At 63.7% G+C, this 22,429-nt stretch carries 23 protein-coding genes and 1 tRNA gene; 13 read left to right on the top strand and 11 right to left on the bottom strand.

Annotated elements, in window-relative coordinates:
* Positions 1 to 53: 53 nt before the first annotated feature.
* Positions 54 to 878, top strand: coding sequence for a mechanosensitive ion channel family protein (locus tag CEY05_RS11740; protein ID WP_088601034.1), 825 nt, complete (start codon positions 54 to 56; stop codon positions 876 to 878).
* Here the strand turns inward: CEY05_RS11740 and CEY05_RS11735 are convergent.
* Positions 875 to 1,633: an IclR family transcriptional regulator gene (locus CEY05_RS11735; RefSeq protein ID WP_088601035.1), complete on the bottom strand. Its 759-nt coding sequence runs from the start codon at positions 1,631 to 1,633 to the stop codon at positions 875 to 877. The two genes, CEY05_RS11740 and CEY05_RS11735, sit on opposite strands and share 4 nt — an antisense overlap.
* A 281-nt stretch (positions 1,634 to 1,914) precedes the next feature.
* Here CEY05_RS11735 and CEY05_RS11730 point away from each other — a divergent pair, with 281 nt between their 5' ends.
* Positions 1,915 to 2,901: a tripartite tricarboxylate transporter substrate binding protein gene (locus tag CEY05_RS11730; protein WP_088601036.1), complete on the top strand. Its 987-nt coding sequence runs from the start codon at positions 1,915 to 1,917 to the stop codon at positions 2,899 to 2,901.
* Between the two features lie 79 nt (positions 2,902 to 2,980).
* Here CEY05_RS11730 and CEY05_RS11725 read toward each other — a convergent pair whose 3' ends face one another.
* Complete coding sequence (locus CEY05_RS11725) at positions 2,981 to 3,766, bottom strand: RNA methyltransferase (protein WP_088601037.1); 786 nt, start codon at positions 3,764 to 3,766, stop codon at positions 2,981 to 2,983.
* Between the two features lie 176 nt (positions 3,767 to 3,942).
* On the opposite strand from CEY05_RS11725, the gene CEY05_RS11720 reads away from it, so the two are divergent.
* The 3 genes from CEY05_RS11720 to CEY05_RS11710 all read left to right on the top strand — a co-directional run bounded on the left by CEY05_RS11720 (position 3,943) and on the right by CEY05_RS11710 (position 7,629).
* Complete coding sequence (locus CEY05_RS11720) at positions 3,943 to 4,731, top strand: inositol monophosphatase family protein (protein ID WP_088601038.1); 789 nt, start codon at positions 3,943 to 3,945, stop codon at positions 4,729 to 4,731.
* A 424-nt stretch (positions 4,732 to 5,155) separates the two neighbouring features.
* On the top strand, positions 5,156 to 6,745 hold the full coding sequence (locus tag CEY05_RS11715) for a TerC family protein (RefSeq protein WP_088601039.1): 1,590 nt from the start codon (positions 5,156 to 5,158) through the stop codon (positions 6,743 to 6,745).
* A 20-nt stretch (positions 6,746 to 6,765) separates the two neighbouring features.
* Entirely contained in the window at positions 6,766 to 7,629 is an 864-nt protein-coding gene (locus CEY05_RS11710; RefSeq protein ID WP_088601040.1) for an undecaprenyl-diphosphate phosphatase, read from the top strand.
* Between the two features lie 75 nt (positions 7,630 to 7,704).
* Here CEY05_RS11710 and CEY05_RS11705 read toward each other — a convergent pair whose 3' ends face one another.
* The 3 genes from CEY05_RS11705 to CEY05_RS11695 all read right to left on the bottom strand — a co-directional run bounded on the left by CEY05_RS11705 (position 7,705) and on the right by CEY05_RS11695 (position 9,813).
* The gene (locus tag CEY05_RS11705; protein ID WP_088601041.1) at positions 7,705 to 8,481 is read right to left on the bottom strand and encodes a UDP-2,3-diacylglucosamine diphosphatase; all 777 of its coding nucleotides are present in this window, start codon (positions 8,479 to 8,481) and stop codon (positions 7,705 to 7,707) included.
* Positions 8,474 to 8,983: a peptidylprolyl isomerase gene (locus tag CEY05_RS11700; protein ID WP_088601133.1), complete on the bottom strand. Its 510-nt coding sequence runs from the start codon at positions 8,981 to 8,983 to the stop codon at positions 8,474 to 8,476. The genes CEY05_RS11705 and CEY05_RS11700 overlap by 8 nt, the downstream gene beginning before the upstream one ends.
* Before the next feature lie 137 nt (positions 8,984 to 9,120).
* Entirely contained in the window at positions 9,121 to 9,813 is a 693-nt protein-coding gene (locus tag CEY05_RS11695; RefSeq protein WP_369825923.1) for a tetratricopeptide repeat protein, read from the bottom strand.
* A 243-nt stretch (positions 9,814 to 10,056) separates the two neighbouring features.
* Between CEY05_RS11695 and cysS the strand changes: the two genes are divergently transcribed.
* The 8 genes from cysS to CEY05_RS11660 all read left to right on the top strand — a co-directional run bounded on the left by cysS (position 10,057) and on the right by CEY05_RS11660 (position 16,666).
* The gene (cysS, locus tag CEY05_RS11690; protein WP_088601042.1) at positions 10,057 to 11,517 is read left to right on the top strand and encodes a cysteine--tRNA ligase; all 1,461 of its coding nucleotides are present in this window, start codon (positions 10,057 to 10,059) and stop codon (positions 11,515 to 11,517) included.
* Positions 11,518 to 11,544: 27 nt separating this feature from the next.
* Positions 11,545 to 12,189 (top strand): DNA-3-methyladenine glycosylase, encoded by a 645-nt coding sequence (locus CEY05_RS11685; protein ID WP_088601135.1) that lies wholly within the window; start codon positions 11,545 to 11,547, stop codon positions 12,187 to 12,189.
* Positions 12,190 to 12,230: 41 nt separating this feature from the next.
* A complete protein-coding gene (locus CEY05_RS11680) occupies positions 12,231 to 13,196 on the top strand; it encodes an acetyl-CoA carboxylase carboxyltransferase subunit alpha (RefSeq protein ID WP_088601043.1) in 966 nt (321 codons plus the stop codon).
* 122 nt (positions 13,197 to 13,318) lie between these two features.
* Complete coding sequence (gene tilS / locus CEY05_RS11675) at positions 13,319 to 14,413, top strand: tRNA lysidine(34) synthetase TilS (protein WP_369825934.1); 1,095 nt, start codon at positions 13,319 to 13,321, stop codon at positions 14,411 to 14,413.
* 136 nt (positions 14,414 to 14,549) lie between these two features.
* Positions 14,550 to 15,815: an aspartate kinase gene (locus CEY05_RS11670; protein WP_088601045.1), complete on the top strand. Its 1,266-nt coding sequence runs from the start codon at positions 14,550 to 14,552 to the stop codon at positions 15,813 to 15,815.
* Positions 15,816 to 15,914: 99 nt separating this feature from the next.
* Positions 15,915 to 16,007: transfer RNA gene (locus CEY05_RS11665), tRNA-Ser, on the top strand.
* Between the two features lie 274 nt (positions 16,008 to 16,281).
* Complete coding sequence (locus CEY05_RS30915) at positions 16,282 to 16,470, top strand: hypothetical protein (RefSeq protein WP_143220393.1); 189 nt, start codon at positions 16,282 to 16,284, stop codon at positions 16,468 to 16,470.
* Entirely contained in the window at positions 16,463 to 16,666 is a 204-nt protein-coding gene (locus CEY05_RS11660) for a hypothetical protein (protein WP_143220391.1), read from the top strand. Before CEY05_RS30915 ends, CEY05_RS11660 begins: the two co-directional genes overlap by 8 nt.
* 484 nt (positions 16,667 to 17,150) lie before the next feature.
* Here CEY05_RS11660 and CEY05_RS11655 read toward each other — a convergent pair whose 3' ends face one another.
* The 6 genes from CEY05_RS11655 to CEY05_RS11630 form a co-directional block, all read right to left on the bottom strand.
* On the bottom strand, positions 17,151 to 18,578 hold the full coding sequence (locus CEY05_RS11655) for an FAD-binding oxidoreductase (RefSeq protein WP_088601047.1): 1,428 nt from the start codon (positions 18,576 to 18,578) through the stop codon (positions 17,151 to 17,153).
* A 2-nt stretch (positions 18,579 to 18,580) separates the two neighbouring features.
* Positions 18,581 to 19,240 carry an aspartate/glutamate racemase family protein gene (locus CEY05_RS11650; RefSeq protein ID WP_088601048.1) on the bottom strand — a complete coding sequence of 220 codons (660 nt, stop codon included), beginning with the start codon at positions 19,238 to 19,240 and terminating at the stop codon, positions 18,581 to 18,583.
* Between the two features lie 26 nt (positions 19,241 to 19,266).
* The gene (locus CEY05_RS11645; RefSeq protein WP_088601049.1) at positions 19,267 to 20,205 is read right to left on the bottom strand and encodes a dihydrodipicolinate synthase family protein; all 939 of its coding nucleotides are present in this window, start codon (positions 20,203 to 20,205) and stop codon (positions 19,267 to 19,269) included.
* 109 nt (positions 20,206 to 20,314) lie between these two features.
* A complete protein-coding gene (locus CEY05_RS11640) occupies positions 20,315 to 20,983 on the bottom strand; it encodes an amino acid ABC transporter permease (protein WP_088601050.1) in 669 nt (222 codons plus the stop codon).
* Positions 20,984 to 20,993: 10 nt separating this feature from the next.
* On the bottom strand, positions 20,994 to 21,671 hold the full coding sequence (locus CEY05_RS11635) for an amino acid ABC transporter permease (RefSeq protein ID WP_088601051.1): 678 nt from the start codon (positions 21,669 to 21,671) through the stop codon (positions 20,994 to 20,996).
* A complete protein-coding gene (locus CEY05_RS11630) occupies positions 21,671 to 22,408 on the bottom strand; it encodes an amino acid ABC transporter ATP-binding protein (protein WP_088601052.1) in 738 nt (245 codons plus the stop codon). Before CEY05_RS11630 ends, CEY05_RS11635 begins: the two co-directional genes overlap by 1 nt.
* Positions 22,409 to 22,429: the final 21 nt, after the last annotated feature.

The raw sequence follows: 22,429 nt of genomic DNA, 5'->3' as shown, positions 1-22,429 counted from the left end.
CATCCCGGCAAGTCCATCTGCTAAAGTGCGCTCCTTTCCGGGGAGCGCAGCGCATGAACCTAGCGATGGCAGACATCACCAACCTGATCCCGCGTTTCTTCGACCTGGGTCTGAACCTGCTGACCGCACTGCTGATCCTGGTGCTGGGCTGGTGGATTTCAGCGCTGCTGGGTAAATGGGTGCAGCGCATCGCGCGGCGCTCGACCCGCGTCGATCCCACCATCATCCCGATTTTCCATTCGACCGTCGTCTGGTCGATCCGCATCTTCACGGTGGTGGCGGTGCTGGCGCGCTTCGGCGTGCAGACGGCCAGCATCATCGCCGTGCTGGGCGCGGCCGGCCTGGCTGTCGGCCTGGCCTTGCAGGGCACGCTGCAGAATATCGCCGCCGGCATCATGTTGCTACTGCTACGGCCGGTGCGCGCCGGCGAATTCGTGTCGCTGAGTTCCGGCAGCAACGGCACGGTGGAAGAAGTGGGCCTGTTCCTGACACGCCTGGTGCAACCGGACGGGATCCACATCTCCCTGCCCAATAGCACCGTGTGGAATGCCACCATCACCAACTTCAGCCGCAATGCCACCCGCCGCTACGATCTGCCGGTGGGCATCCGCTACGGCGACGACCTGGAACAGGCCATCGCCTTGCTGACCACGCTGGTCAACGAGCATCCGCTGGCCTTGAAAGACCCGGCGCCCGAAGTCCGCGTGTTCGATTATCTCGACAACGTCGTCACCGTGAACATCCGTTCCTGGGTGGAGTCGCCGCGCTATTGGGAATACCGCTGGGACCTGCTGCGCCAGGTGCGCCTGCTGCTGGACCAGAATGGCTACCAGCCGCCCGTGCCGGTACGCGTGGTATCCACGCCGCCGGCCGCCTAGACCGTCTTCAGGCGCGCCAGTTCCGCCGTGATCCAGCCGGCGATTTCCCGTTGCCGCTGCGCGGGCATGCGATCGATGATGGCCGTCACGCTGATGGCCAGCACGGGATTGCCGCTGGCGTCCAGCAGCGCGCAGCCCACGCCCAGCGCGCCACGCACGGCGTGATTGCCGACCACTGAATAACCGCGCGCCCGCGTGGTGTCGATGAGGCGCAGCATCTCGTGGGTGGTCATGCCGCCGTACTCGTCCAGCTGCCCGGCATTGCGCGCCACGATGCCCTGTGCGACCTCATCGGGCAGCGCCGCCAGCAAGGCCATGCCGCCCGATCCCACGCCCAGCGGCTGGCGCTTGCCGGCGTAGGTGGCCAGGATCTGCACCGGATAGCCGCCGATCTCCCTGTGCAGGGAAACCGACTCGTCGCCTTCGCGCACCACCAGGAACACGGCATCGCCCGTGCGTTCGGCCAGGCGCCGCAGAATCGGCAGGGTCTGGCGCAGGCGCGGGTCGGGTTCGCTGACGGCGGCATTCGGTGCCAGCATGGCGCGGTACTTCTTGGTGCCCGGCACCGACAAAGCCAGGCCTGCTTCCAGCAGGGCCGCCAGCAGGCGATAGATGGTGGGACGTTGGATCTGCGTGTGGCGCGCCAGGTCGGTGACGCTAAGTCCATCGCTGCCGTGGTCGCGCAGGGCAGCCAGTACTTGCAGCCCGCGGCGCAGCGTGCGGGGGCCGGTGGAGGTGGAGCGGCTTTCTTCCATGAAATCCAGGGGCGCCCGGTGGGTGCGTTCGCGCTGCCACGATCAGGGCGCGGTGGCGGTAAACCCCTCCGCCTGCCTCTGGCCGCGATCAGCACGCGCTGCCTCAGCCTGGCGCGTTGTCTCGTTGAATCGAATGTCCGTCTGATGCGCTCCCGGGGAGGTGCTCTCAGGATTGGCGTCCAAGCCATGGACATCTTGTTGCCGTATGTTGCCTGATAACCGAAAATCAGGCAGTAATTATTTTAAACGTCCAATCAATGGACAATATACGGAGTGAGGCAATGAGCCAAAAGCTTGCCCTTTTGCGCAGGACGGTCGCGACCCTGGCCGGCGCATGCGCTGTGATGACTTTCGGGGCGACGGCCCAGGCCGCTTACCCGGACAAGCCGGTACGCATCGTCGTCGGTTTCTCCGCGGGCGGCACCACTGACGTGATCGCACGCATCATGGCCAAGGAGTTGACCGAGGCCACCGGCCAGTCCTTCGTGGTCGAGAACAAGCCGGGTGCCGGCAGCAACATCGGCACTGAATACGTCGCGCGTTCGCCGGCCGACGGCTACACGCTGTATTTCGTCGCGGTCACCAGCGCGATCAACCAGACGCTGTATCCCAAGGTCAACTTCGACCTGAACAAGGATTTCGCGCCGATCGCCCTGGCTGCCAAGGTGCCCAACGTGCTGGTGGTCAATCCCAGCGTGCCGGTGAAGTCGGTCAAGGAACTGGTCGATTACGCCAAGGCTCATCCCGGCAAGCTGAATTTCGCGTCCTCGGGCAGCGGTACGTCCATCCACCTGGCGGGCGAACTGTTCAAGCAGCAAGCCGGCGTCGACGTGATGCACGTGCCCTACAAGGGCAGCGGTCCGGCCCTGACCGATCTGATCGGCGGCCAGGTGCAGTTCATGTTCGACAACATGCCGTCGTCGTGGCCGCACGTGCAGAGCGGCAAGCTGCGCGCGTTGGCGGTGACCACCAAGGAACGTTCGGCCAGCGCGCCGGACCTGCCGACCATGGCGGAGTCGGGTTTTCCGAAGTTCGACGTGTCGTCGTGGTTCGGCCTGATTGCACCGGCCAAGACGCCGCCGGAAGTGGTCGAGAAGCTCAACGCCATCATGGAGAAGGCGCTGGACAAGCCCGAGGTCAAGCGAAGCTATGACCAGCTGGGCGCGGTGGCGGTCAAGACGACGCCGGCCGAGTTCGGCCAGTTCATCAAGTCCGAAGTGGAACAGTGGGCGGTGGTGGTCAAGGCCTCCGGCGCCACGGTCGACTGATCGGGGCAGGAACTGAAAAGGGCGGCCCATGGGCCGCCCTTTGTTTTGCGCGCGGCGTGGGGCTTTGCCGCTTCGGGGCCTACTTCTCGCCGGCCTTGCGCGCCTGGGCCAGCATGGCGGTGCAGACGCCGCGCAGCATGTCCACCTCGTCGCGTGTCAGGGCGCTGCGGCTGAACAGGTGGCGCATGCGCGGTAGCAGCTTCTTGGGATGCTGCGGGTCGAGGAACTTGACCGCCACAAGCGCTTCTTCCCAATGCGTCAGGAAGGCCTGCACTGCCGCGCTGGAGGCGGGCGCCGCGCCCGGGTCGGGGGCGGCGGCGGGCGTGGGCGGCAGCATGGGTGCCCCGGCGTGGGCCAGCAGGGCGTAACGCAGCTCCCAGGCGGCCAGCTGCAAGGCCTGGGCCACATTCAGGGAGCTGTACTCGGGATTGGCGGGAATGTGGCAGATCCGGTGGCAGGCCGCGATGTGGGCATTGGTCAGCCCGGCCCGTTCGGTCCCCAGCACGATGGCGATCTCGCCCTGGGCATGCTCATCCAGATGCGCGCGCGCCAGATCGGCCGCCTGGCGGATGTCGCAGGGCGGTGGTCCCAGGTCGCGCACCCGTGCCGTCAGGGCAAAGGCCAGCGTGACCGGGGCCAGGGCCTCTTCCAGCGTGGCGTGGATGCTGGCGCCGGCCAGTACGTCGCCGGCACCGCTGGCCAGTGCGATGGCCTCCGGCTGGGCTGTCATATCGCTGAATTTGGGTTCGACCAGGGACAGTCCGGAGAAGCCCATCGTCTTGATGGCACGGGCCGCCGAACCGACATTGCCGGGGTGGCTGGGCTGCACCATGATGAAACGAACGCGTGAAAATGCCTGAGTCATTTAAAATGCCACGTTTGGCGCAAGCAAGCCGGCCTGGTTTCGGGCCGCGAGGCCCCGGTTTGACGGGGCGGCGCGGGTCGGGAAAGGGTTCCCGCCCGAGGGCCACGGCAGCGATGGAATGACCATCGCAAGCCGGCGGCGGCCGCTTGCGCGTTTGTGCGAATTTACGGAAATCTATGCACCCGATGCTCAACATCGCCATCAAGGCGGCCCGGCGTGCCGGCACTATTATCAACCGTGCCAGCCTCGACCTGGAAAGACTCAACGTAGCCAAGAAAGGGCCGCGGGATTATGTCACGGAAGTCGACCAGGCTTCGGAGACCGCCATCGTGGAGACGCTGCAGGCAGCTTATCCCGACCATGCCGTGCTGGGTGAGGAATTCGGTCTGCAGGGCCCCGCGCAGGCTGAGTACCAGTGGATCATCGATCCCATCGACGGCACCACCAACTTCATCCACGGCCTGCCCAATTTCGCCGTGTCCATCGCGCTGCTGCAGAAGGGCGTGGTCACCCAGGCCGTGATCTTCGATCCCTCGCGCAATGAACTGTTCACCGCCAGCCGTGGCAGCGGCGCGTTCCTGAACGACCGCCGCGTGCGGGTGTCGGGGCGCACGCGTTACCACGAGGCCTTGCTGGGCGCCCACTGGGCCGGCTCGGCCGGCGCGGACCAGGGCAGCGGCAAGTTCCGCCAGGTGGCGGAAAGCGTCGTCGGCGTGCGCCGCATGGGTTCGACCGTGCTGGACCTGGCCTACGTGGCCTGCGGCCGCCTGGACGGCTTCTGCGGCGTGGGCCTGAAGCCCTGGGATCTGGCTGCCGGCAGCCTGCTGGTGATGGAAGCCGGCGGCCTGGTGGCGGATTTCACCGGTGAGCAGGGCTGGCTTGATTCGGGCAATGTGCTGGCCGCCACGCCCAAGATCTTCACCCAGGTGCTGGCCACCTTGCAGGGCGGCGCCACGCCGGCCTGATGCCGTGATGAAGATGCCGTGATGAAGAAAGGGCCGCCTGCGGAGGCGGCCCCTGGATGGACCCTGCGGCCAGTGCGGCCTTTGCCACCTTGCCCTTCCATGCTGAAGGGACATGGCTGGCGGCCGTCGCGCATGCCGTGATGCCACGCCATGCAAATCTGGTCAGATCCGTCGGGCCTGCCTTGCTCGCGCGCGGGGCCTGCTGTGGGTAGGCCGGGGGGAGAGGGGGAACGCGGACGATTGGGGCAGGGGGCCGATCGGATCTGTGAACGTATTTCACCTCGACTGCGCCACGCGCGCCATCGTCCACAAAGCCTAAACATCCCTCATCCGCACGCCCCTCGCGCGCGCATGTCCGCATTGTGACCGGAGCCGCGCGGCTTTTCGGGTACGATTACCGGTTCCTCAACTGTTGGAGTACCACATGGAGTGGCTGCTGGACCCCGCTGCCTGGGTCGGCCTGCTTACCCTCGTCATCCTTGAAATCGTTCTCGGGATAGACAACCTCATATTCATCGCTATTCTCGCCGACAAGCTGCCACCCAAGCAGCGCGATCGCGCGCGCATACTCGGCCTGTCACTGGCCCTGGTCATGCGTCTGGTGCTGCTGTCGGTGATGTCCTGGTTGGTCACGCTGACCACGCCTTTGTTTTCCATCGGGCCGCTCAATCCGTCCGGCCGCGACCTGATCCTCATGGTGGGTGGTTTCTTCCTGCTGTTCAAGGGGACCATGGAGCTGCACGAACGCCTGGAAGGCGCGCAGCACGTCAGCAATGGACCGCGCGTGTATGCCAGCTTCTGGGTCATCGTGACGCAGATCGTGGTGCTGGATGCCGTGTTCTCGCTGGACTCCGTGATTACCGCGGTCGGCATGGTGGACCACCTGGCCATCATGATGATCGCCGTGGTGATCGCCATCGGCATCATGCTGCTGGCCTCCAAGCCGCTGACCCGCTTCGTCAACGCGCATCCCACCGTGGTGGTGCTGTGCCTGGGCTTCCTCTTGATGATCGGTTTCTCGCTGGTCGCGGAAAGCTTCGGCTTCAAGGTGCCCAAGGGCTACCTGTACGCCGCCATCGGCTTCTCGGTGCTGATCGAGGCCTTGAACCAGCTGGCGCGCCGTAACCTGCTGCGCATGGATGCGCGCCGGCCCATGCGGGAACGCACGGCTGAAGGCGTGCTGCGCATGCTGGGCAAGCGCCCGGCCATGCCGGCCGACGAAGAGTCCGAGACTGATGGTGACCACGCGGCGCAGCAGCCGCCGGCCTTCGGTGTCGAGGAACGCAATATGGTCAGCGGCGTGCTGACGCTGGCGGAACGTTCCATCCGCTCCATCATGACGCCGCGCACCAACTTGACGTGGATCGACATCGACGACGATGCCGACACCATCCGCGCCCAGATCACGGCCGCGCCGCACAGCTTCTTCCCGGTCTGCCGCGGCACGCTGGACGAGGTGCTGGGCATCGCACGCGCCAAGGACCTGGTGGGCGATCTCATCACGGAAGGCCGGGTGCGGCGCGACCGCCTGCGTGAGCCCATCATCGTGCATGAGTCGATAGGCATCCTGCGCCTGATGGATATCCTCAAGCGTGCGCGCGGCCAGCTGGTGCTGGTGGCCGACGAGTTCGGTGCCATTGAAGGCCTGGTGACACCCATCGACGTTTTCGAGGCCATTGCCGGCGAGTTCCCCGACGAAGATGAAATGCCGGACATCGTCCCGGAAGAAGAGGGCCGTTGGAAAATCGACGGCGCGGCCGACCTCCACCATGTGGAGCAGGTACTGGAGACCGATGGCCTGGTGGACGAAGCTCAGGAATACTCGACGCTTGCGGGTTATCTGCTATCGCGCTTCGGCCATCTGCCGCAGCCGGGCGATACCTGCGAATTCGTATCGCCTCACGTACGTTTCACGTTCGAGGTGCTACAACTCGACGGCCGCCGCATTGCCTCGGTCCGTGTCCAACGCCTGTCGCTGGATGTGGCCCAGGCCGATGACGGTTCCGATTCCTGACCTTACCCTGACTTGTCATCGTGACTGAAAACACACTGTATCTGCTCAAGGCCGCATTCCTGGGCATCATCGAAGGGCTCACCGAGTTCATTCCCGTCTCCAGCACGGGACACCTGATTCTGGTGGGGGACTGGATCAACTTCCAGTCCAGCTCCGGCAAAGTGTTCGAAGTCGTGATCCAGTTCGGCTCCATCCTGGCCGTCATGTGGATCTTCCGCGCGCGCTTGTGGCAGCTGATTCACGGCACGTTCACGGGCGTGCGCAGCGAGATGATGTTCACGCGCAACCTGCTGGTGGCCTTCCTGCCGGCGGCGGTGATCGGCGCCATCTTCATCAAGGCCATCAAGGCCTTGTTCTACCACCCGGCGGTGGTGGCCACCACGCTGGTGCTGGGTGGGCTGGTGATGCTGTATGTGGAACGCCGCACGCAGGCCGCCACGCCGGGGCCGCACTCGGCCGCGGACGATAGTGCTTCGGAGGTGCGCGCCAGCGCGCACCGTCTGGAGGAAATCACCTGGAAGCAGGCCCTGGGTGTCGGTTGTGCCCAGTGCCTGGCGATGGTGCCCGGTGTGTCGCGGTCAGGTTCCACCATCATCGGCGGCATGATTGCCGGCATCCAGCGCAAGACGGCCACGGAGTTTTCCTTCTTCCTGGCCATGCCGACCATGCTGGGCGCGACGGTCTACGACTCGTACAAGAACATGGCCATCCTGACCCAGCACGATGTCACGGGCATCGTCGTAGGTTTCATCGCGGCCTTCCTGAGCGCCATGCTGGTGGTGCGGGCGGTGCTGCGCTTCGTCGCCAACCACACGTATCGGGTCTTCGCCTGGTACCGGATCGCCTTGGGGATCCTGGTGGGACTGGTGCTGTTCCTGCGCTGAGCGGCGCAGGGCAAGCAATGAAAAGGCCGGCTGATTTTCATCAGTCGGCCTTTTTTTCGGCTGCGCCTGCCCTGCTCAATCCGTCGCTTCAGCCAGATCGAAGAACTGCAGGCCGTCGCTGTCGATGATCAGCCAGCCGCCGCGGGGCGGTTGGGCGTGATCGCAGTCCCAGTCGGGCAGGACCCAGCGTTCGCGCTTGCGGCCGTCGATCTGCAGCACGTGGCGCTGCGGGCGGTGCGTATGGCCATGCACCAGCGTGGCCACGCCGGTACGGCGGAACAGCGCCTGCACGGCATCGCTGTTGACGTCCATGATCTCGGCGGTCTTGGCCTGGTTGGCGGCCGTGCTTTCCCCGCGCGCCTGTTGCGCCAGGGTCAGCCGTTCCGGAATGGAGCGGCCGAGGAAGTCGGCCTGCCATGCCGGATCGCGCACCATGCTGCGGAACTTCTGGTACGCCTCGTCGTCGGTGCACAGCTCGTCGCCGTGCGTCAACAGGATGTCGCCGTAATCGGTTTGCAGCAATGCCGGTTCCGGCAGCAGTTGCGCGCCGACGGCGCCGGCCAGTTCCTGGCCCATGAGGAAGTCGCGATTGCCGCGACCCAGCCACAGGGGAATGGCCTTGGCCGTGCGTTCCAGGCCCTTGAGGGCGCTGACCAGCCAGGGCGGCGCCTGGCGGATCACATCGTCACCGATCCAGGCGTCGAAGATATCGCCCGGCAGCAACAACGCCGATGCTTCTGCCGCGGCGGCTTCCAGAAAGCCCAGGAACGCTTCCGCCGTGGCCGGCGTGGCCGGTCCCAGATGAATGTCCGAGGCGATCCAGATGCTGCCCGGCAAGGCGACCTTATTCAAGGACTTCGGCCTTCTCGATGACGACGTCTTCGGCCGGCACGTTCTGGTGGAAACCGCTGTTGCCGGTCTTCACGGCCTTGATCTTGTCGACGACGTCGGTGCCTTCGGTGACCTTGCCGAACACGGCGTAGCCCCAGCCGTTGGCCGTGGGCGCGCTGAAGTTCAGAAAGTCGTTGTTGGCGACGTTGATGAAGAACTGCGCCGTGGCCGACTGCGGATCATTGGTGCGGGCCATGGCCAGGGTGTACTTGTCGTTCTTCAGGCCGTTGTTGGCTTCATTCTCGATGGGGGCCTTGGTGGGCTTCTGCTTCATGCCGGCTTCGAAACCGCCGCCCTGGATCATGAAGCCATCGATCACGCGATGGAAAATCGTGCCGTTGTAGAAACCTTCCTTGGTGTAGGCAAGGAAGTTCGCCACGGTCTTGGGCGCCTTGTCGGCGTCGAGGGTGATGACGAAGTCGCCCAGATTGGTTTGTACTTTGACGCGGGGATTCGAGCTCATGGATGTCTTGCCTTCAGAGGTGGATGTCTTGACTTGGTTGGAGGAGGGCGCGGCGCCGGCCACTGCCGGCATCAGCGCGGCGAATGCCAAGCCGCAGGCCGCGTGGCGCAGCAGGCGCAAAAACGGGTGAGACGAAATCATTGAGGCTTCTTTTCATTCAGCAGGTTGTCGACGGCACGCGCCTTGTTCTGCGTCCCCGTCACGCCCAGCTTGGACGCTTCGGAGTAGGAACGGCGAGCCAGCATCAACTGTACGTCAGCCATATTGGCCTTCGCCGCGGGGTAGTCGGACCACGCCCGCAGCGCGTTTTTCAACGCATCCTGGGCCCGGTCGATGTCACCACGCCCGACGTACAGAACCGCCATGTTATTCCAGGGCTCCGGCAGTTCCGGATACAACTGGGTCATTTGAGTGTAAACATCCATTGCCTCGTCGAGGCGGCCCAGGGCGGCAAGGGCGCGGGCATACTGGAATTTCAGCTGGACGTCGGTGCCATCGTTGGCGCCGCGGTTGCTGGTCGCGGCCATGCGGTCTTCGATCATCTTCAGGGCCTGGTCGTTCTTGCCCTGGTTCAGCAGCGATTCGATGCGGTCGGTGACCTGCGACGGCGTGGGCGTCAGGCGGGTGTCGGTGGACGGCTTGGCCTTGTCGAGCAGATTGGCCAGCGCCTGCCAGCCGCCTTCGGGCGGCAGGGTGTCCAGGGTGGTCATATTGGAATTGATGGATTGCGTGGAGCCCCCAGGCATGGCCTGGGCATGGACGGCTTGCAGCGGCGCCGACAGGAGCAGCGCGGCCAGGATGACGGGGATGAGGCGCGGCATGTTATTCACATTGATTCCGGAAAGAAAGCGCCCGGTTGGCGCGGGATAGGCGCGCGGACCGGGCCGCTTGCTATACTTGACGACCGCCATTTTAGCCTCGGTTGCGTTTCGAGTCCCCCGGGCCCCGTTTCCGAGTGCTCTGGACCGTCTGCTGCCTGGCTGTTTGGCGCTGTCGCGGATTCCCTCCCGTCCCTTGCCGACGGGGTCGAACGCCGCCGCGGTCATGATCCTCGGACGTTAACTCCTGAACCTATGCTGCAGATCTACAACACGTTATCGCGTACGAAAGCACCTTTCAAGCCGGCTGAGGCGGGTCGGGTGCGCATGTACGTCTGCGGCATGACGGTCTACGACTACTGCCATCTGGGCCACGCCCGCATGCTGGTGGGTTTCGACGTGGTGCAGCGCTGGTTGCGCGTGAGCGGCTACGAGGTCGACTACGTCCGTAACATCACCGATATCGACGACAAGATCATTCGCCGCGCGGTCGAAACCGGCCGCCGCATCGGCGAGGTCACGGAATTCTTCATCGACGCCATGCATGCCGATGAGCGTGCCCTGGGCGTGCAGACGCCCGACCATGAGCCGCGCGCCACGCAATACGTGGCCGAGATGCTGGACATCATCGGACGGCTGCAAGCGAAGGGCCTGGCCTACCAGGCCGACGACGGCGATGTGAACTATGCCGTGCGCGGTTTCGAGGGCTATGGCAAGTTGTCCGGCAAGTCGCTCGACGACCTGCGCGCCGGCGAACGCGTGGCCGTGGGTTCGGCCAAGCGCGATCCCCTGGACTTCGTGCTGTGGAAGTCCGCCAAGGCCGAGGAGCCGGCCGATACCAAATGGGAATCGTCCTATGGACTGGGCCGTCCCGGCTGGCATATCGAGTGCTCGGCCATGAGCAAGAGCCTGCTGGGCCTGCCCCTGGACATCCATGGCGGCGGCCCCGACCTGAAATTTCCCCATCACGAGAACGAAATCGCGCAGACCGAAGGCGCTTTCGGTGGCGTGCTGGCCAATGTATGGATGCATTGCGGCCCGCTGATGGTGGATTCCGACAAGATGTCGAAGTCGCTGGGCAATTTCCGCACCATCCGCCAGACCATCGCCAGCGGCGAGCTGGACGAGGCGCGGTCGGACTATACGGTCAATCCCCGTGAAGCGGAGATGCTGCGCTTTTTCATCGTGCGCAATCACTACCGCAGCCCGCAGAATTACGCACCGGACAATCTGCTGGATGCGCAGAATGCCCTTGACCGCCTCTACCAGACCCTGGCCAACGTGGCCGCGGACGAGCAGGGCGTGGACTGGGATGACGCCCAGGCGCAGGCCTTCAAGGCCGCGATGGACGACGATTTCAACACCTCTGGCGCCATGGCCGCGTTGTTCCAGCTGGCCAACGACGCCAATCGCAGCGGCAGCGCGCGCGCGGCCGGCCAATTGAAGGCGCTGGCCGGCCTGCTGGGCCTGTTGCAGCAAGACCCGCAAACCTATCTGCGTGCGCCGACGCGTTACAAGGCCGGCGCCGCTGAAGGGGGCGTGGCGGGTGCCGCGGTGCTGGACGATGCCGCCATCGATGCGCGCATCGCCGCCCGCGCCGCCGCCAAGGGCAACAAGGATTTCGCCGAGGCCGACCGTATCCGCAAGGAATTGCGCGAGCAGGGCATCGAGCTGGAAGACAAACCGGGCGGCCAGACCAACTGGCGCCGGGTTTAAGGCATGTCCAAGGAAAGCATGCACGCCATGTCCAGCGCCGATATCCTCATTGCCAAGCCCCATTACTGGGAAGACGCCGTCAGCCATCTGCTGCGGCGCGACCGCATCCTGAAGAAGCTGATCCCGCAGCATCCCGAGGTCTGGCTGACGTCACGCAGCACGCCCTTCGTCACCCTGGCACGCGCCATCATCGGCCAGCAGGTGTCGGCGCGCGCGGCGGATACGGCCTGGCAGCGGCTGCTGGAAGCGGCCGGCGCGCGGCCGTCGCCGGCATCGGTGCTGCGCCTGGGCGCGGACGGCCTGCGCGCCGCCGGTATCGCGCAGCGCAAGGCGGATTATCTGCACGACCTCGCCACGCATTTCAGCGAACGCAAGGTGCATCCGGACCGCTGGTCCAAGATGGAGGACGAGGCCGTCGTCGACGAACTAGTCTCCATCCGCGGCATTAGCCGCTGGACCGCCGAAATGTTCCTCATTTTCAATCTTCAGCGGCCGGACGTCCTGCCGCTGGACGATCCGGGATTGCTCAAGGCAATCTCGCTACACTATTTCAGCGGCGAACCCGTCTCGCGTTTCGAAGCGCGTGAGGTTTCGCTGGCCTGGCAACCCTGGCGTACCGTGGCAACCTGGTATCTGTGGCACAGCCTTGAACCGATTCCGGTTCAATACTGACCACGGGTTTCACAGGGCTCACCAACAGGATCCCCATCTTCATGCGCAATACCTTCCTGGACTTTGAACAGCCGCTGGCTGAGCTTGACAACAAGATCGAGCAATTACGCTTCGTGCAGGCCGATTCGGCGGTGGACATCTCCGACGAAATCAATCGGCTGCAACAGAAAAGCCAGACGCTGGCCAAGGACATCTACGGCAAGCTGACGCCCTGGCAGACCGCGCTCGTCGCGCGTCATCCGCAGCGTCCCTACACGATGGACTACGTGCGCGAAATCTTCACCGATTTCCATGAACTGCACGGCGACCGCATGTATGCGGACGACCAGTCCATCGTTGGCGGCCTGGCCCGCTTCAACGGCACGCCCTGCATGGTCATCGGCCATCAGAAAGGCCGCGACACCAAGGAGCGCGCCATGCGCAACTTCGGCATGCCGCGTCCCGAGGGCTATCGCAAGGCCATGCGCCTGATGCGTCTGGCGGAAAAATTCGAGATCCCGGTGTTCACCTTCGTCGACACCCCGGGGGCTTATCCCGGTATCGGCGCCGAGGAACGTGGGCAGTCGGAGGCCATCGGCCACAATCTTTATGCCATGGCCGAGCTGCGCGTGCCCATCATCGCCACCGTGATCGGTGAGGGTGGTTCGGGCGGGGCGCTGGCCATTGCCGTGGGCAATGCGGTGCTGATGCTGCAATTCGCCACGTATTCGGTGATTTCGCCCGAAGGTTGCGCGTCCATCCTGTGGCGCAGCGCCGACAAGGCGCCCGAGGCCGCCGAGGCCTTGGGCATCACCGCGCCGCGGCTGAAGGAACTGGGCCTGATCGACCGCGTGATCAACGAGCCCGTAGGCGGTGCGCACCGCGATCCGCGCGTCATGGCGCGCCTGCTGCGCCGTGCCTTGGGCGATACCTTGCGCCAATTGTCCACGTTGTCGGCTGATGAACTGGTCGAACAGCGTCTGCAGCGCGTGGCCGCCTACGGCCGCGTGCAGGAAGTGCGCGCCTGATCCGGCGCGCCCTGGCCGCGAGAGGCTAGCCCATGACCGGCGGCGAGAATGGCAAAGGCCAGGACAGTGCTGCCGGATCAGCGGCGGGGAGCGATCCGCTCCTGATCGCGCCCTTGCGATCGATCCTGGCCGCGCTGCGGTCAGCGGGCCATGTCCGTGTCGGCGTGGCCGTCAGCGGCGGGGCCGATTCCGCCATGCTGGCGGTGCACGCAGCGGCCGTGGCCGCGCCTCTTGGGCTGGCGCTTTTCATCTATCACGTTCATCACGGCCTGTTCGCCGAGGCGGACGCCTGGGCGCAACGCGTGCAGGCGCTCGGCGCGGCGCTGGGATCGTCTGCGTCTGCAGCTCCGCCCGTGCGGGTGCTGTATGTCCACGTGGCCACCGACAGCGGCGCCGGCATCGAGGGCGCGGCCCGCGACGCGCGTTACGCCGCGCTGGCCGATGCGGCGCACGCCGATGGCGTCGGGCATATCCTGCTGGGCCATCATCAGGACGATCAGGCGGAAACGGTGCTGTTGCGGCTGTTGCGCGGCGCCGGTCCGGAAGGTCTGGCGGCCATGGCGGCAGCCAGCGAGCGCGATGGAATCACCTATCTGCGCCCCTGGCTGAACGTGCCGCGAGCCCGCATCCTGCAGGCTGCCGCCGCGCATGCGGCGAACAGTGCCTGGGCCGCGGTCCAGGACCCATCGAATGTGGACCAGCGTTATACCCGCGCGGCAGTACGTACGCTGCTAACCCCCGTGCTGGACCGGCGCTGGCCCGGCTGGCAGGCCATCGTCGCCCGCCACGCCCGCCAGGCCGCCGACAGCGCGGAGATCCTGGCGGAAGTGGCGGCCGCCGACCTGGCCGGCCTTGATCCCTCCCCGGGCATGCAGGACTTCGCGCCCCCGTCTCCGGGTACACAGGATCTCTTGCACCCGTCTCCGGGCGCACAGGACGTCTCGCCCCCGTCCCCGGGAGCGCGAGATTTCTCCCTTGCTGCGTGGCGCTTGCTGTCGCCGGCGCGGCAGGCGCATGTGCTGCGCTATTGGCTGCGGCTGCATGGCGCCCGCATGCCCAGCGATGCGCGGCTGGCGGAACTGCTGCGCCAGCTGCGCCAGCTGCACGCCATGGGGCATGACCGGCAATTGCTGTGGGAGCATGGCGCGCATTGCGTGCGCTGCGTGCGCGGACGGGTGAGCATCGAGGCACGGGAACCCGGCGATGCATCACCGTGAGATTTCCCACATTCCGGCAGCTTTTGCTGCTTGAACAGCCGCTTTTCGAGCAAATTCCTGCACTTTTTCACGAACACGTTAGAATACTAGGCTTTGCCTGCCAGCTAGTTCCGGCACTTTCCAGCCAGAGTACGAGATGTCCCTGATCGTTCACAAATATGGCGGTACCTCGATGGGCTCGGTCGAGCGCATCAAGAACGTGGCGCGCCGCGTCGCGAAGTGGCACGCCGCCGGCCACAAAGTTGTCGTGGTGCCCTCGGCCATGGCCGGCGAGACCAATCGCCTGCTGGGCCTGGCGCGCGAGATTACGCCGCAGCCTGATGGCCGCGAACTGGACATGATCGCCGCGACCGGCGAACAGGCGTCCAGCGGCCTGCTGGCCATTGCCTTGCAGGCCGAAGGCGTGCAGGCCCGCAGCTATGCTGGTTGGCAGGTGCCGGTGCGCACCGACAGCGCCTATACCAAGGCGCGCATTTCCTCCATCGACGACACGCGTATCCGTGGCGATCTGGATGCTGGCCGCGTGGTCATCGTGACGGGCTTCCAGGGCATCGATGATGAAGGCCATATCACGACGCTGGGCCGTGGTGGTTCGGACACCTCGGCCGTGGCCGTGGCAGCCGCCATCAAGGCCGACGAGTGCCTGATCTATACCGACGTGGACGGCGTCTACACGACCGATCCGCGCGTGGTGCCTGAAGCGCGCCGCATGCCGGTGGTTTCCTTCGAGGAAATGCTGGAGATGGCGTCGCTGGGCTCCAAGGTCCTGCAGATCCGCTCGGTCGAGTTCGCGGGCAAGTACCGCGTGCCGACCCGTGTGTTGTCCTCGCTGACCGACCCCCTGATTCCGCTCGACGAGGAAATGCGTTCGGGCACGCTGATTACTTTTGAGGAAGACGAAAAAATGGAAGCCGCCGTTGTCTCCGGCATCGCCTTCAGCCGCGACGAAGCCAAGATCACCTTGTTGGGCGTGCCGGATACTCCGGGCGTTGCCTTCTCCATCCTGGGTCCGGTCGCCGCCGCCAACATCGACGTCGACATGATCGTGCAGAACCAGTCCGTGGCGGGTACCACCGACTTTTCGTTCACGGTCAACCGCAATGAATTCGCGCGCGCCGTGGCGACGCTCAAGAGCGATGTGATTCCCGCGGTGAAGGCCAAGGAACTGGTCACGGACGAGAAGGTTGCCAAGGTGTCCATCGTCGGCATCGGCATGCGTTCGCACGTTGGCGTCGCCAGCCTGATGTTCCAGACGCTTTCGCAGGAAAACATCAACATCCAGATGATCAGCACCAGCGAAATCAAGACCTCGGTGATCATTGAAGACAAGTACATGGAATTGGCCGTGCGCGCCTTGCACAAGGCCTTCGGCCTGGACCAGGCACCTGCCGCCAAGGCTTGATCGATGTAGCGTGAGATTCTGGCAGGGATGGCCGGCGCGAAGCTTTCATGCGAATGACGCCAAAGCCTGAAAATCCGTGCTAGAATCGCAAACTCTTCTGGAGACGTGCCCGAGCGGCTGAAGGGGCTCCCCTGCTAAGGGAGTATGTGGCTAAAAACTGCATCCAGGGTTCGAATCCCTGCGTCTCCGCCACCGGCTTGATATCGAAAGATATCGAGCCGGCCCGGATAAGTGAAAAACCCGCAAGGTATGCCTTGCGGGTTTTTTTTCGCCTATTCATTCCGAGACGACGAGTCTGCAGGGGGGGATCAAGTTGCCCCTTTGAGCTTCCCGGAGACGAAAGCAGCGCTAAAGTGACGAACCTGATTTGTTTTGCTGCACCGATAAGCAGGAACGAATAGGAGACAGGCATATCAGGAGCTTCAGCTCTCGGCCTATCGTTTCGCCCGACGCCAAGCAGGATGTCATGGCGGTGCTGAACATCCATTCGAATCGCGAGAACCTGTTGCAGGACGGTGGCCCGACAATGTTCGCACCATTGATCGAACCCTTTTGCTTTCTGCTTGCCACCTTGTTGCGGCGGCGTTCGATGCTACCATCGACCCAGGGCAGCCCTGACGATGCTGGCGGCTCTACTCGAGACCACCATGGCTGAACATCAATACTCCTTCTATGAAGCCCTTCTTGGGCCAGATCGAACGCTTGATGAGGCGCTGAGCGAAGCTTCGGAGCTTATTGGCGAGATCGGCGCTCGCAACTCGGTCAGCGTGAACGTTGTTACCCGTCGTGACGGCGTCGCTTCGACGAAGCTCTATGAGGTCGAGAAGTTGACCGAGCATACAGACGATTGAGCCATCACCAGATCTTTTGTGCGCTGCGTTCGTTGCCGCGAATCAGTCGATGCGGGTGCCGACTCTCACGCGCATCTTGGTCTTGGCCTTTGAGAACTACGATTTTCTACACCTTTGGATATTCCGCATTTGATATGTGGATTTGGCGTACGTAGGGCCACATGCTTTTCTCGGTATTATCCAGAGCGTGGTCGGAGCCGAGCGGTTTCCGATGTGTCTGTTGGATTAGTCAAATTGTTTATGACTGCGCTTGCGCAGTGGTGCCGATATATCTAATTCCACGAAGAATGGAAATAAATTGACGACGTTGTTTGACCAAGAGCGAGCGATAGTCGAGTCACGATCAACGGAATCAGTGCGCAGGTCGCGCATCGTTGCGCCGGCCAGCCCGGCCATCACGGGGCAAGCCCGGCCCCAAGGCTGCGCGCTGGTCAGTACGTCAATTCTCAGGTTCGCTTGCGGCTGTGGTTGATTTTGTGTCTGCTCAAATCAACTTGCCCGGGTTCATGATCTGGTTCGGGTCTATCGTCTGCTTGAGCAGCATCATCAGATCGAATTCCGTTTCCGACTTGTAGTGGCGCATTTCGTCCCTGCGTAGCTGTCCCACGCCATGCTCCGCGCTGATGCTGCCGCCAGCTTCGTGTACCAGGTCATGCACGACGCGGTTCACGTTCTGCACCAGGTGATTCAAGTCTCCCGCTGGTGTGTCCATGGGCACCAGCACGTTGAAATGCAGATTCCCGTCACCCATGTGGCCAAAGTTGATTACGTGAGCATCGGGCTTTACCCGTTGCACCGCAGCGACGGCAGCGTCGACGAAATCTGGCAAGCTTGAAATGGGAAGGGCGATATCGTGCTTGATCGCTTTGCCCGCTCTCACTTGCGCCAGCGAAATCCCCTCGCGCACCTTCCAGAAGGCCTGCCTTTGGGCCAGGCTGGCACCGATGGCAGCGTCCCGCACCAAACCGTCTTCCATTGCTTTTTCAAGGGTGAACTCCAGCAATGCCCCGAGCGCCTCTTCTCGCGTATCCGCCAGTTCGACCAGTGCGTGATAACGATGCTCGCCATCCAGCGGGCGCCTGACGTCGGTGACGTGTTCCAGCACCAGTTGCAGCGATTCCTCGGAAAGCATTTCGAAGGCCACGAGCCGATCGCCGCAGTCGTTACGAGCCCTGGCCAGCACCTCCAGCAGGTCACGCATGTCGTTGCAGCCCAGCCAGGCGCAGACCCTGGCAGTCGGCCGGGGGAAAAGCTTCAGCACCGCGGCGGTGACTACGCCCAGGGTGCCTTCCGATCCGATGAAAAGGTCGCGCAAGGAATACCCGGTGTTGTCTTTGCGCAGGGCGCGCAGGCCGTTCCATATCTTGCCGTTGGGCAGAACTACTTCCACACCGAGTACGAGATCGCGCGTATTCCCATATCGCAGCACCGCGATCCCGCCGGCATTCGTCGCAAGGTTGCCGCCGATGGTGCAGCTGCCCTCCGATCCGAGGCTCAGCGGGAAGTAGCGATTCACCTTCTCTGCCGCTTCCTGGACGCTGGCAAGCAGAACCCCGGCCTCGACTGTCAACGTATTGTTGAGCGGATCGACCTCCCTTATCCGCGTCAGCCTGGCCGTGCTGAGTATCAGCTGGGCGCCGCTGTCGTCGGGCGTGGCACCCCCGCTCATTCCCGTGTTTCCCCCTTGGGGAACAACCGGGGTGCGTGTTTCATGACACAGCCTCATCACCGCGGCCACCTCCGCGGTATTGGCGGGCCGAACGACCGCGCTGCTGACACCGTGCCATTTCTTCAGCCAGTCCACGTCGCAGCTTTGTTTCACCTGCTCGTCCCGCACCAGGCCGGCATCGCCGACGATGGCATGGAGCTTCTGCAGGAACGCCGCGCCCAGGGTAGTATCCGTGCCGGACATGATTACCACCCCAGTTGCAGACGGCCGAGCGCCATCGACACGGTAGCCTGGCAAGGTTCGACGACAGGAACTCCGACCTCCGCCTGGAGCGTATCCCGATACCCGGCCATCCCCGCACATCCCATTACCAGGACGTCGGCGCCATGGTGGTCGCGCAGGGTCTTACCCGCCGCGACCATTGCCGCCAGGGTGCCCTCGGCGTCGGAAAGCTCGGCCACCGTTCGACCGATCGCCACCTCTCCAGCGACTCGCGTCGAAATACCCATGGCAGCCCAGGCCCGCAAGTGGCGCGGGATGGAAGCTTGCAAGATCGCGATGACGCCGAAACTATTGCCCAGCGTCATCGCCGTCAGCGCGGCTCCCTCGCTGATACCCATCGCCACGACGCCGGGGATCTCCCGCAGCGAATGCAGTCCAGGGTCGCTGAAGCAGGCGGTAACGAATCCCGCCGCGTTATCCCGATGGCTCTCCGCGAATTCGCGCACCAGCACGGCTGCCCGATCCACGTCTTGCTGGGTCTGGACGCCAGCAGGGCCTTGGGGAAGGGTGACGCATTCGATCTGCGGGCCGTCATTGCCTCGCAGCACGGCCATGGCTGCATCGATGCCCGCCGTCACAGCCGTGTTGGAATTGGGATTGATGACATAGAGTGTCTTTGCCATGACTGCCTCTCATTAGTTAAGAAATGTCATTTGCCGAGCGCTGCATCCTGCCGCTGGATCAGGCGGCCCAGCTCTTCGTGGTCGACCTTGTCGAGCGTCGGCCCCGGCTTGCGCACGAAGGCTGAACGAATGGCCCCGCGGCGGCGCAAGGTCTCCTTGCGCAATGCCAGCCCGATACCGTACTGGAATTCGTGGCGCAGCAGCGGCAGGTACTTGTTGAACAGATCCTCTGCTGCCTCGGCGCGTCCCTCGGCAAACAGTTGGCACACCTGGACCAGCATCTCGGGGTACGCAAATCCGGTCATCGCGCCATCGGCACCACGCAACATTTCCTGCGGCAGGAACAGGCCGCCGTTTCCGACCAGGATGCTGATCCGGCGGCGTTCATCCGCCGCGCTTTGCTGGCGCACCTGGCTCAGCTTGCCCATGCCGGGAAAATCTTCATGCTTGAGCATGACGACCTGGGGGAACTCATCGACGAGACGGTTGATGACGGACACCGACATGTGTACACCAGTCGCCTGGGGAAAATCCTGCAGGCAGATAGGGAGGTCCTGCCCAAGCAGGTTCGCCACCCCGGCGTAGTATCCATAAACCTGTTCGTCGGTCTTCAGGTTCGCGGCGGGGGCCACCATGACGCCGGCCGCGCCAAGCTCCATCGCCTCTTTTGACAGGCGCTCGATATTGCGGTTGGACGGGTTGCTCACGCCGACGACGACGGGTACCTTGCCGGCCACCCGCTTGAAGATTCGCTCCATGACCAGCGTGGTTTCTTCTTCGGTAAGCTTGGGCGCCTCGCCCATCATTCCCAGGATGGTGAAGCCCGTGACTCCCTTTTCGAGATAGAAATCGGTGAGGGAGTCGATGCTGTACAGATCCACTTCACCGTCATCGGTGAACGGCGTTGCCGCGATGATGTAGACGCCTTTTGCTTCTTCATTGAGGCGATTCTGCTTCGATGCCATGTTGGAACACTCCAGGAATTGAATTGATGCGGCCCGACCCCGGACGAAGCTGCCACCCGGGAGCCTCATCAAGAGCGCCGGTAGACGCCGCGGGGCCTTGTGTTTTCGATCAGCGCTTTTTCTTGTGCTCCAGCCGGCCCAGCCACCGCGTAAGCGGCCACAGGAGAACCAGGTACATGAACGCGGCGAGTACGATTGGAGACGGGTTGTAGACCAGGGCCTGGGCATCGCGAGCGGCGCGCAGCAGCTCCGGCAGCGCCACCACACTGGCGATCGTGGTCAGCTTCAGGACCTCGATGCTATTGCCCACCAGGTCCGGCAAGACGTTGCGCACCGCTTGCGGTATGACGACATGGAGCAGGGCTTGCCTGCGCGTCAAGCCGGTCGACCTGGCTGCCTCCATCTGTCCCTTCGCCACCGCCTCCAGGCCCGCCCGGAATACTTCGGCGTAATAGCTGGCGTTGTTCAGGACGAAGGCGATGACCACCGCGGTCAGCTTGTCCAGTTCGACCCCCAGGAAAGGCCAGCCGAAATAAACGAGGATCAGGAGCACCAGGGGCGGGAACGCACGGAAGAAATCGATGTACGCGACGACAGCCCACCGTAGCGGCCTGCTTCGCGTTTCGACCATCGTCACGGCGAGTCCGAGCCCTGCGATAGCCCCGAGCGGAATGACGATCGCCGAAAGCCATACCGTTGTCCACAGCCCCTTCAGCAAATGGGGAAATACGTCGTGGTAGACCTGGGTGTTGAAGAAAGTCTGGATGAGATTTTCCATCTTCGTGTCCCTAGCCCCGCACCCAGTTCTTCTCGAGCCAACGCGAGCACACGACCAAGGGCAGGAAGATGACGACGTAGGAGAGGGCGGCCACCATCAACGGCGTGGGATTGCCCGACAGGCTGCTGGCGCCCTGGGCCGCATTCAACAGTTCATTCAAGGACACTACGGAACCCAATGCGGTGTTCTTCGTGATGGAAATGATCCGGTTGGTCAGCGTCGGCACGGCCCGGCGCACTGCCTGGGGCAGCACCACCCACCGCATCGCGGACCACCAGGCCAGGCCGGTCGAGCGGGCCGCCTCCATCTGGCCGTCAGGCAAGGAGGATATGCCGGCCCAGATGCTCTCTTCGGCATAGGCGGCAAGCACCAAGGACAGCGCGATCCAGGTCACCAGGAAGGCAGACAGCGGCAGACCGACCTCCGGCAAGCCGAAGTACAGGACGATCAGGATCACCAGCGGCGGCAGCGATCGCAGGATGTCGGCGAACGCCACGATCGCCATCGTCAGCGGACGTATGGCCAAGGCACGCAGGATGGCCAGGATTAATCCCAGCACAGTCCCCGACACGACGACCGCGGCACCTGTCCCAAGGGTGATCAGCGCACCCGTTGCCAAGGCGGGCGCATACTGCGCGGCGATTTCGAAGTTGAAGAACGTGAAGAAGAACCCACCGTTGCCGTTCATCAGTGCGCCAGCCTGCTCGAATAGCGCGACACGAAGCTTTGCGTGCGGGCCAGCTGGGGACGCTCGAAGATTTCCTTCGCGGTGCCATGCTCGACGACCACCCCGCCATCCATGAAGACCACATGGTCGGCAACGGCGTGCGCGAACGCCATTTCGTGCGTGACGACAAGCATGGTCATGCCGCTTTCGCGCAGCTCCCGCATGACGGCGAGGACATCGTCGACCAGTTCCGGATCAAGCGCGCTCGTCGGCTCATCGAACAGGATGATATGGGGTTGCAGCGCAATCGCCCTGGCGATACCGACGCGCTGTTGCTGCCCGCCGGATAGTTGCGCGGGCATGGCCGCTGCCTTGTGGCCCAGTCCCACGCGTTCAAGGGCCGCCATCGCCAATTCCCTTGCCTCGTCCGGCTTGCGCTTCTGCACTTTGCATAGCGCCAGCGAGACATTCTGTAAGGCGCTGAGATGGGGATACAGGTTGAACTGCTGAAACACCATGCCGACATCCTGGCGCATCTTGTTGATGTCGGTTTTCGGATCGGTCACATCGTGGCCGTTGGCGAGTATCTTTCCCGACGTCGGCACCTCGAGCAGGTTGCAACAACGGAGCATGGTGCTCTTGCCGGATCCTGACGGTCCGATGACGCACACCAGTTCGCCACGGTTGACAGTCAGATTGACACCACGCAAGACCTCGGTGTCGCCATACTGTTTGCGCAGGTCGGAGATATTCAGCATAGAACCGTTTTCCAAGATAGG

Source organism: Achromobacter sp. HZ34 (assembly GCF_002209485.1).
Taxonomy (GTDB): domain Bacteria; phylum Pseudomonadota; class Gammaproteobacteria; order Burkholderiales; family Burkholderiaceae_B; genus Bordetella_C.
This window is presented reverse-complemented; position numbering and strand designations above follow the sequence as displayed.

Coding starts and splice junctions, on each gene's coding strand:
- CEY05_RS11740 (WP_088601034.1), top strand. CDS start 54: ATGAACCTAGCGATGGCAGACATCACCAACCTGATCCCGCGTTTCTTC.
- CEY05_RS11735 (WP_088601035.1), bottom strand. CDS start 1,633: ATGGAAGAAAGCCGCTCCACCTCCACCGGCCCCCGCACGCTGCGCCGC.
- CEY05_RS11730 (WP_088601036.1), top strand. CDS start 1,915: ATGAGCCAAAAGCTTGCCCTTTTGCGCAGGACGGTCGCGACCCTGGCC.
- CEY05_RS11725 (WP_088601037.1), bottom strand. CDS start 3,766: ATGACTCAGGCATTTTCACGCGTTCGTTTCATCATGGTGCAGCCCAGC.
- CEY05_RS11720 (WP_088601038.1), top strand. CDS start 3,943: ATGCACCCGATGCTCAACATCGCCATCAAGGCGGCCCGGCGTGCCGGC.
- CEY05_RS11715 (WP_088601039.1), top strand. CDS start 5,156: ATGGAGTGGCTGCTGGACCCCGCTGCCTGGGTCGGCCTGCTTACCCTC.
- CEY05_RS11700 (WP_088601133.1), bottom strand. CDS start 8,983: ATGAGCTCGAATCCCCGCGTCAAAGTACAAACCAATCTGGGCGACTTC.
- cysS (WP_088601042.1), top strand. CDS start 10,057: ATGCTGCAGATCTACAACACGTTATCGCGTACGAAAGCACCTTTCAAG.
- CEY05_RS11685 (WP_088601135.1), top strand. CDS start 11,545: ATGTCCAGCGCCGATATCCTCATTGCCAAGCCCCATTACTGGGAAGAC.
- CEY05_RS11680 (WP_088601043.1), top strand. CDS start 12,231: ATGCGCAATACCTTCCTGGACTTTGAACAGCCGCTGGCTGAGCTTGAC.
- CEY05_RS11670 (WP_088601045.1), top strand. CDS start 14,550: ATGTCCCTGATCGTTCACAAATATGGCGGTACCTCGATGGGCTCGGTC.
- CEY05_RS30915 (WP_143220393.1), top strand. CDS start 16,282: ATGGCGGTGCTGAACATCCATTCGAATCGCGAGAACCTGTTGCAGGAC.
- CEY05_RS11660 (WP_143220391.1), top strand. CDS start 16,463: ATGGCTGAACATCAATACTCCTTCTATGAAGCCCTTCTTGGGCCAGAT.
- CEY05_RS11655 (WP_088601047.1), bottom strand. CDS start 18,578: ATGTCCGGCACGGATACTACCCTGGGCGCGGCGTTCCTGCAGAAGCTC.
- CEY05_RS11650 (WP_088601048.1), bottom strand. CDS start 19,240: ATGGCAAAGACACTCTATGTCATCAATCCCAATTCCAACACGGCTGTG.
- CEY05_RS11645 (WP_088601049.1), bottom strand. CDS start 20,205: ATGGCATCGAAGCAGAATCGCCTCAATGAAGAAGCAAAAGGCGTCTAC.
- CEY05_RS11640 (WP_088601050.1), bottom strand. CDS start 20,983: ATGGAAAATCTCATCCAGACTTTCTTCAACACCCAGGTCTACCACGAC.
- CEY05_RS11635 (WP_088601051.1), bottom strand. CDS start 21,671: ATGAACGGCAACGGTGGGTTCTTCTTCACGTTCTTCAACTTCGAAATC.
- CEY05_RS11630 (WP_088601052.1), bottom strand. CDS start 22,408: ATGCTGAATATCTCCGACCTGCGCAAACAGTATGGCGACACCGAGGTC.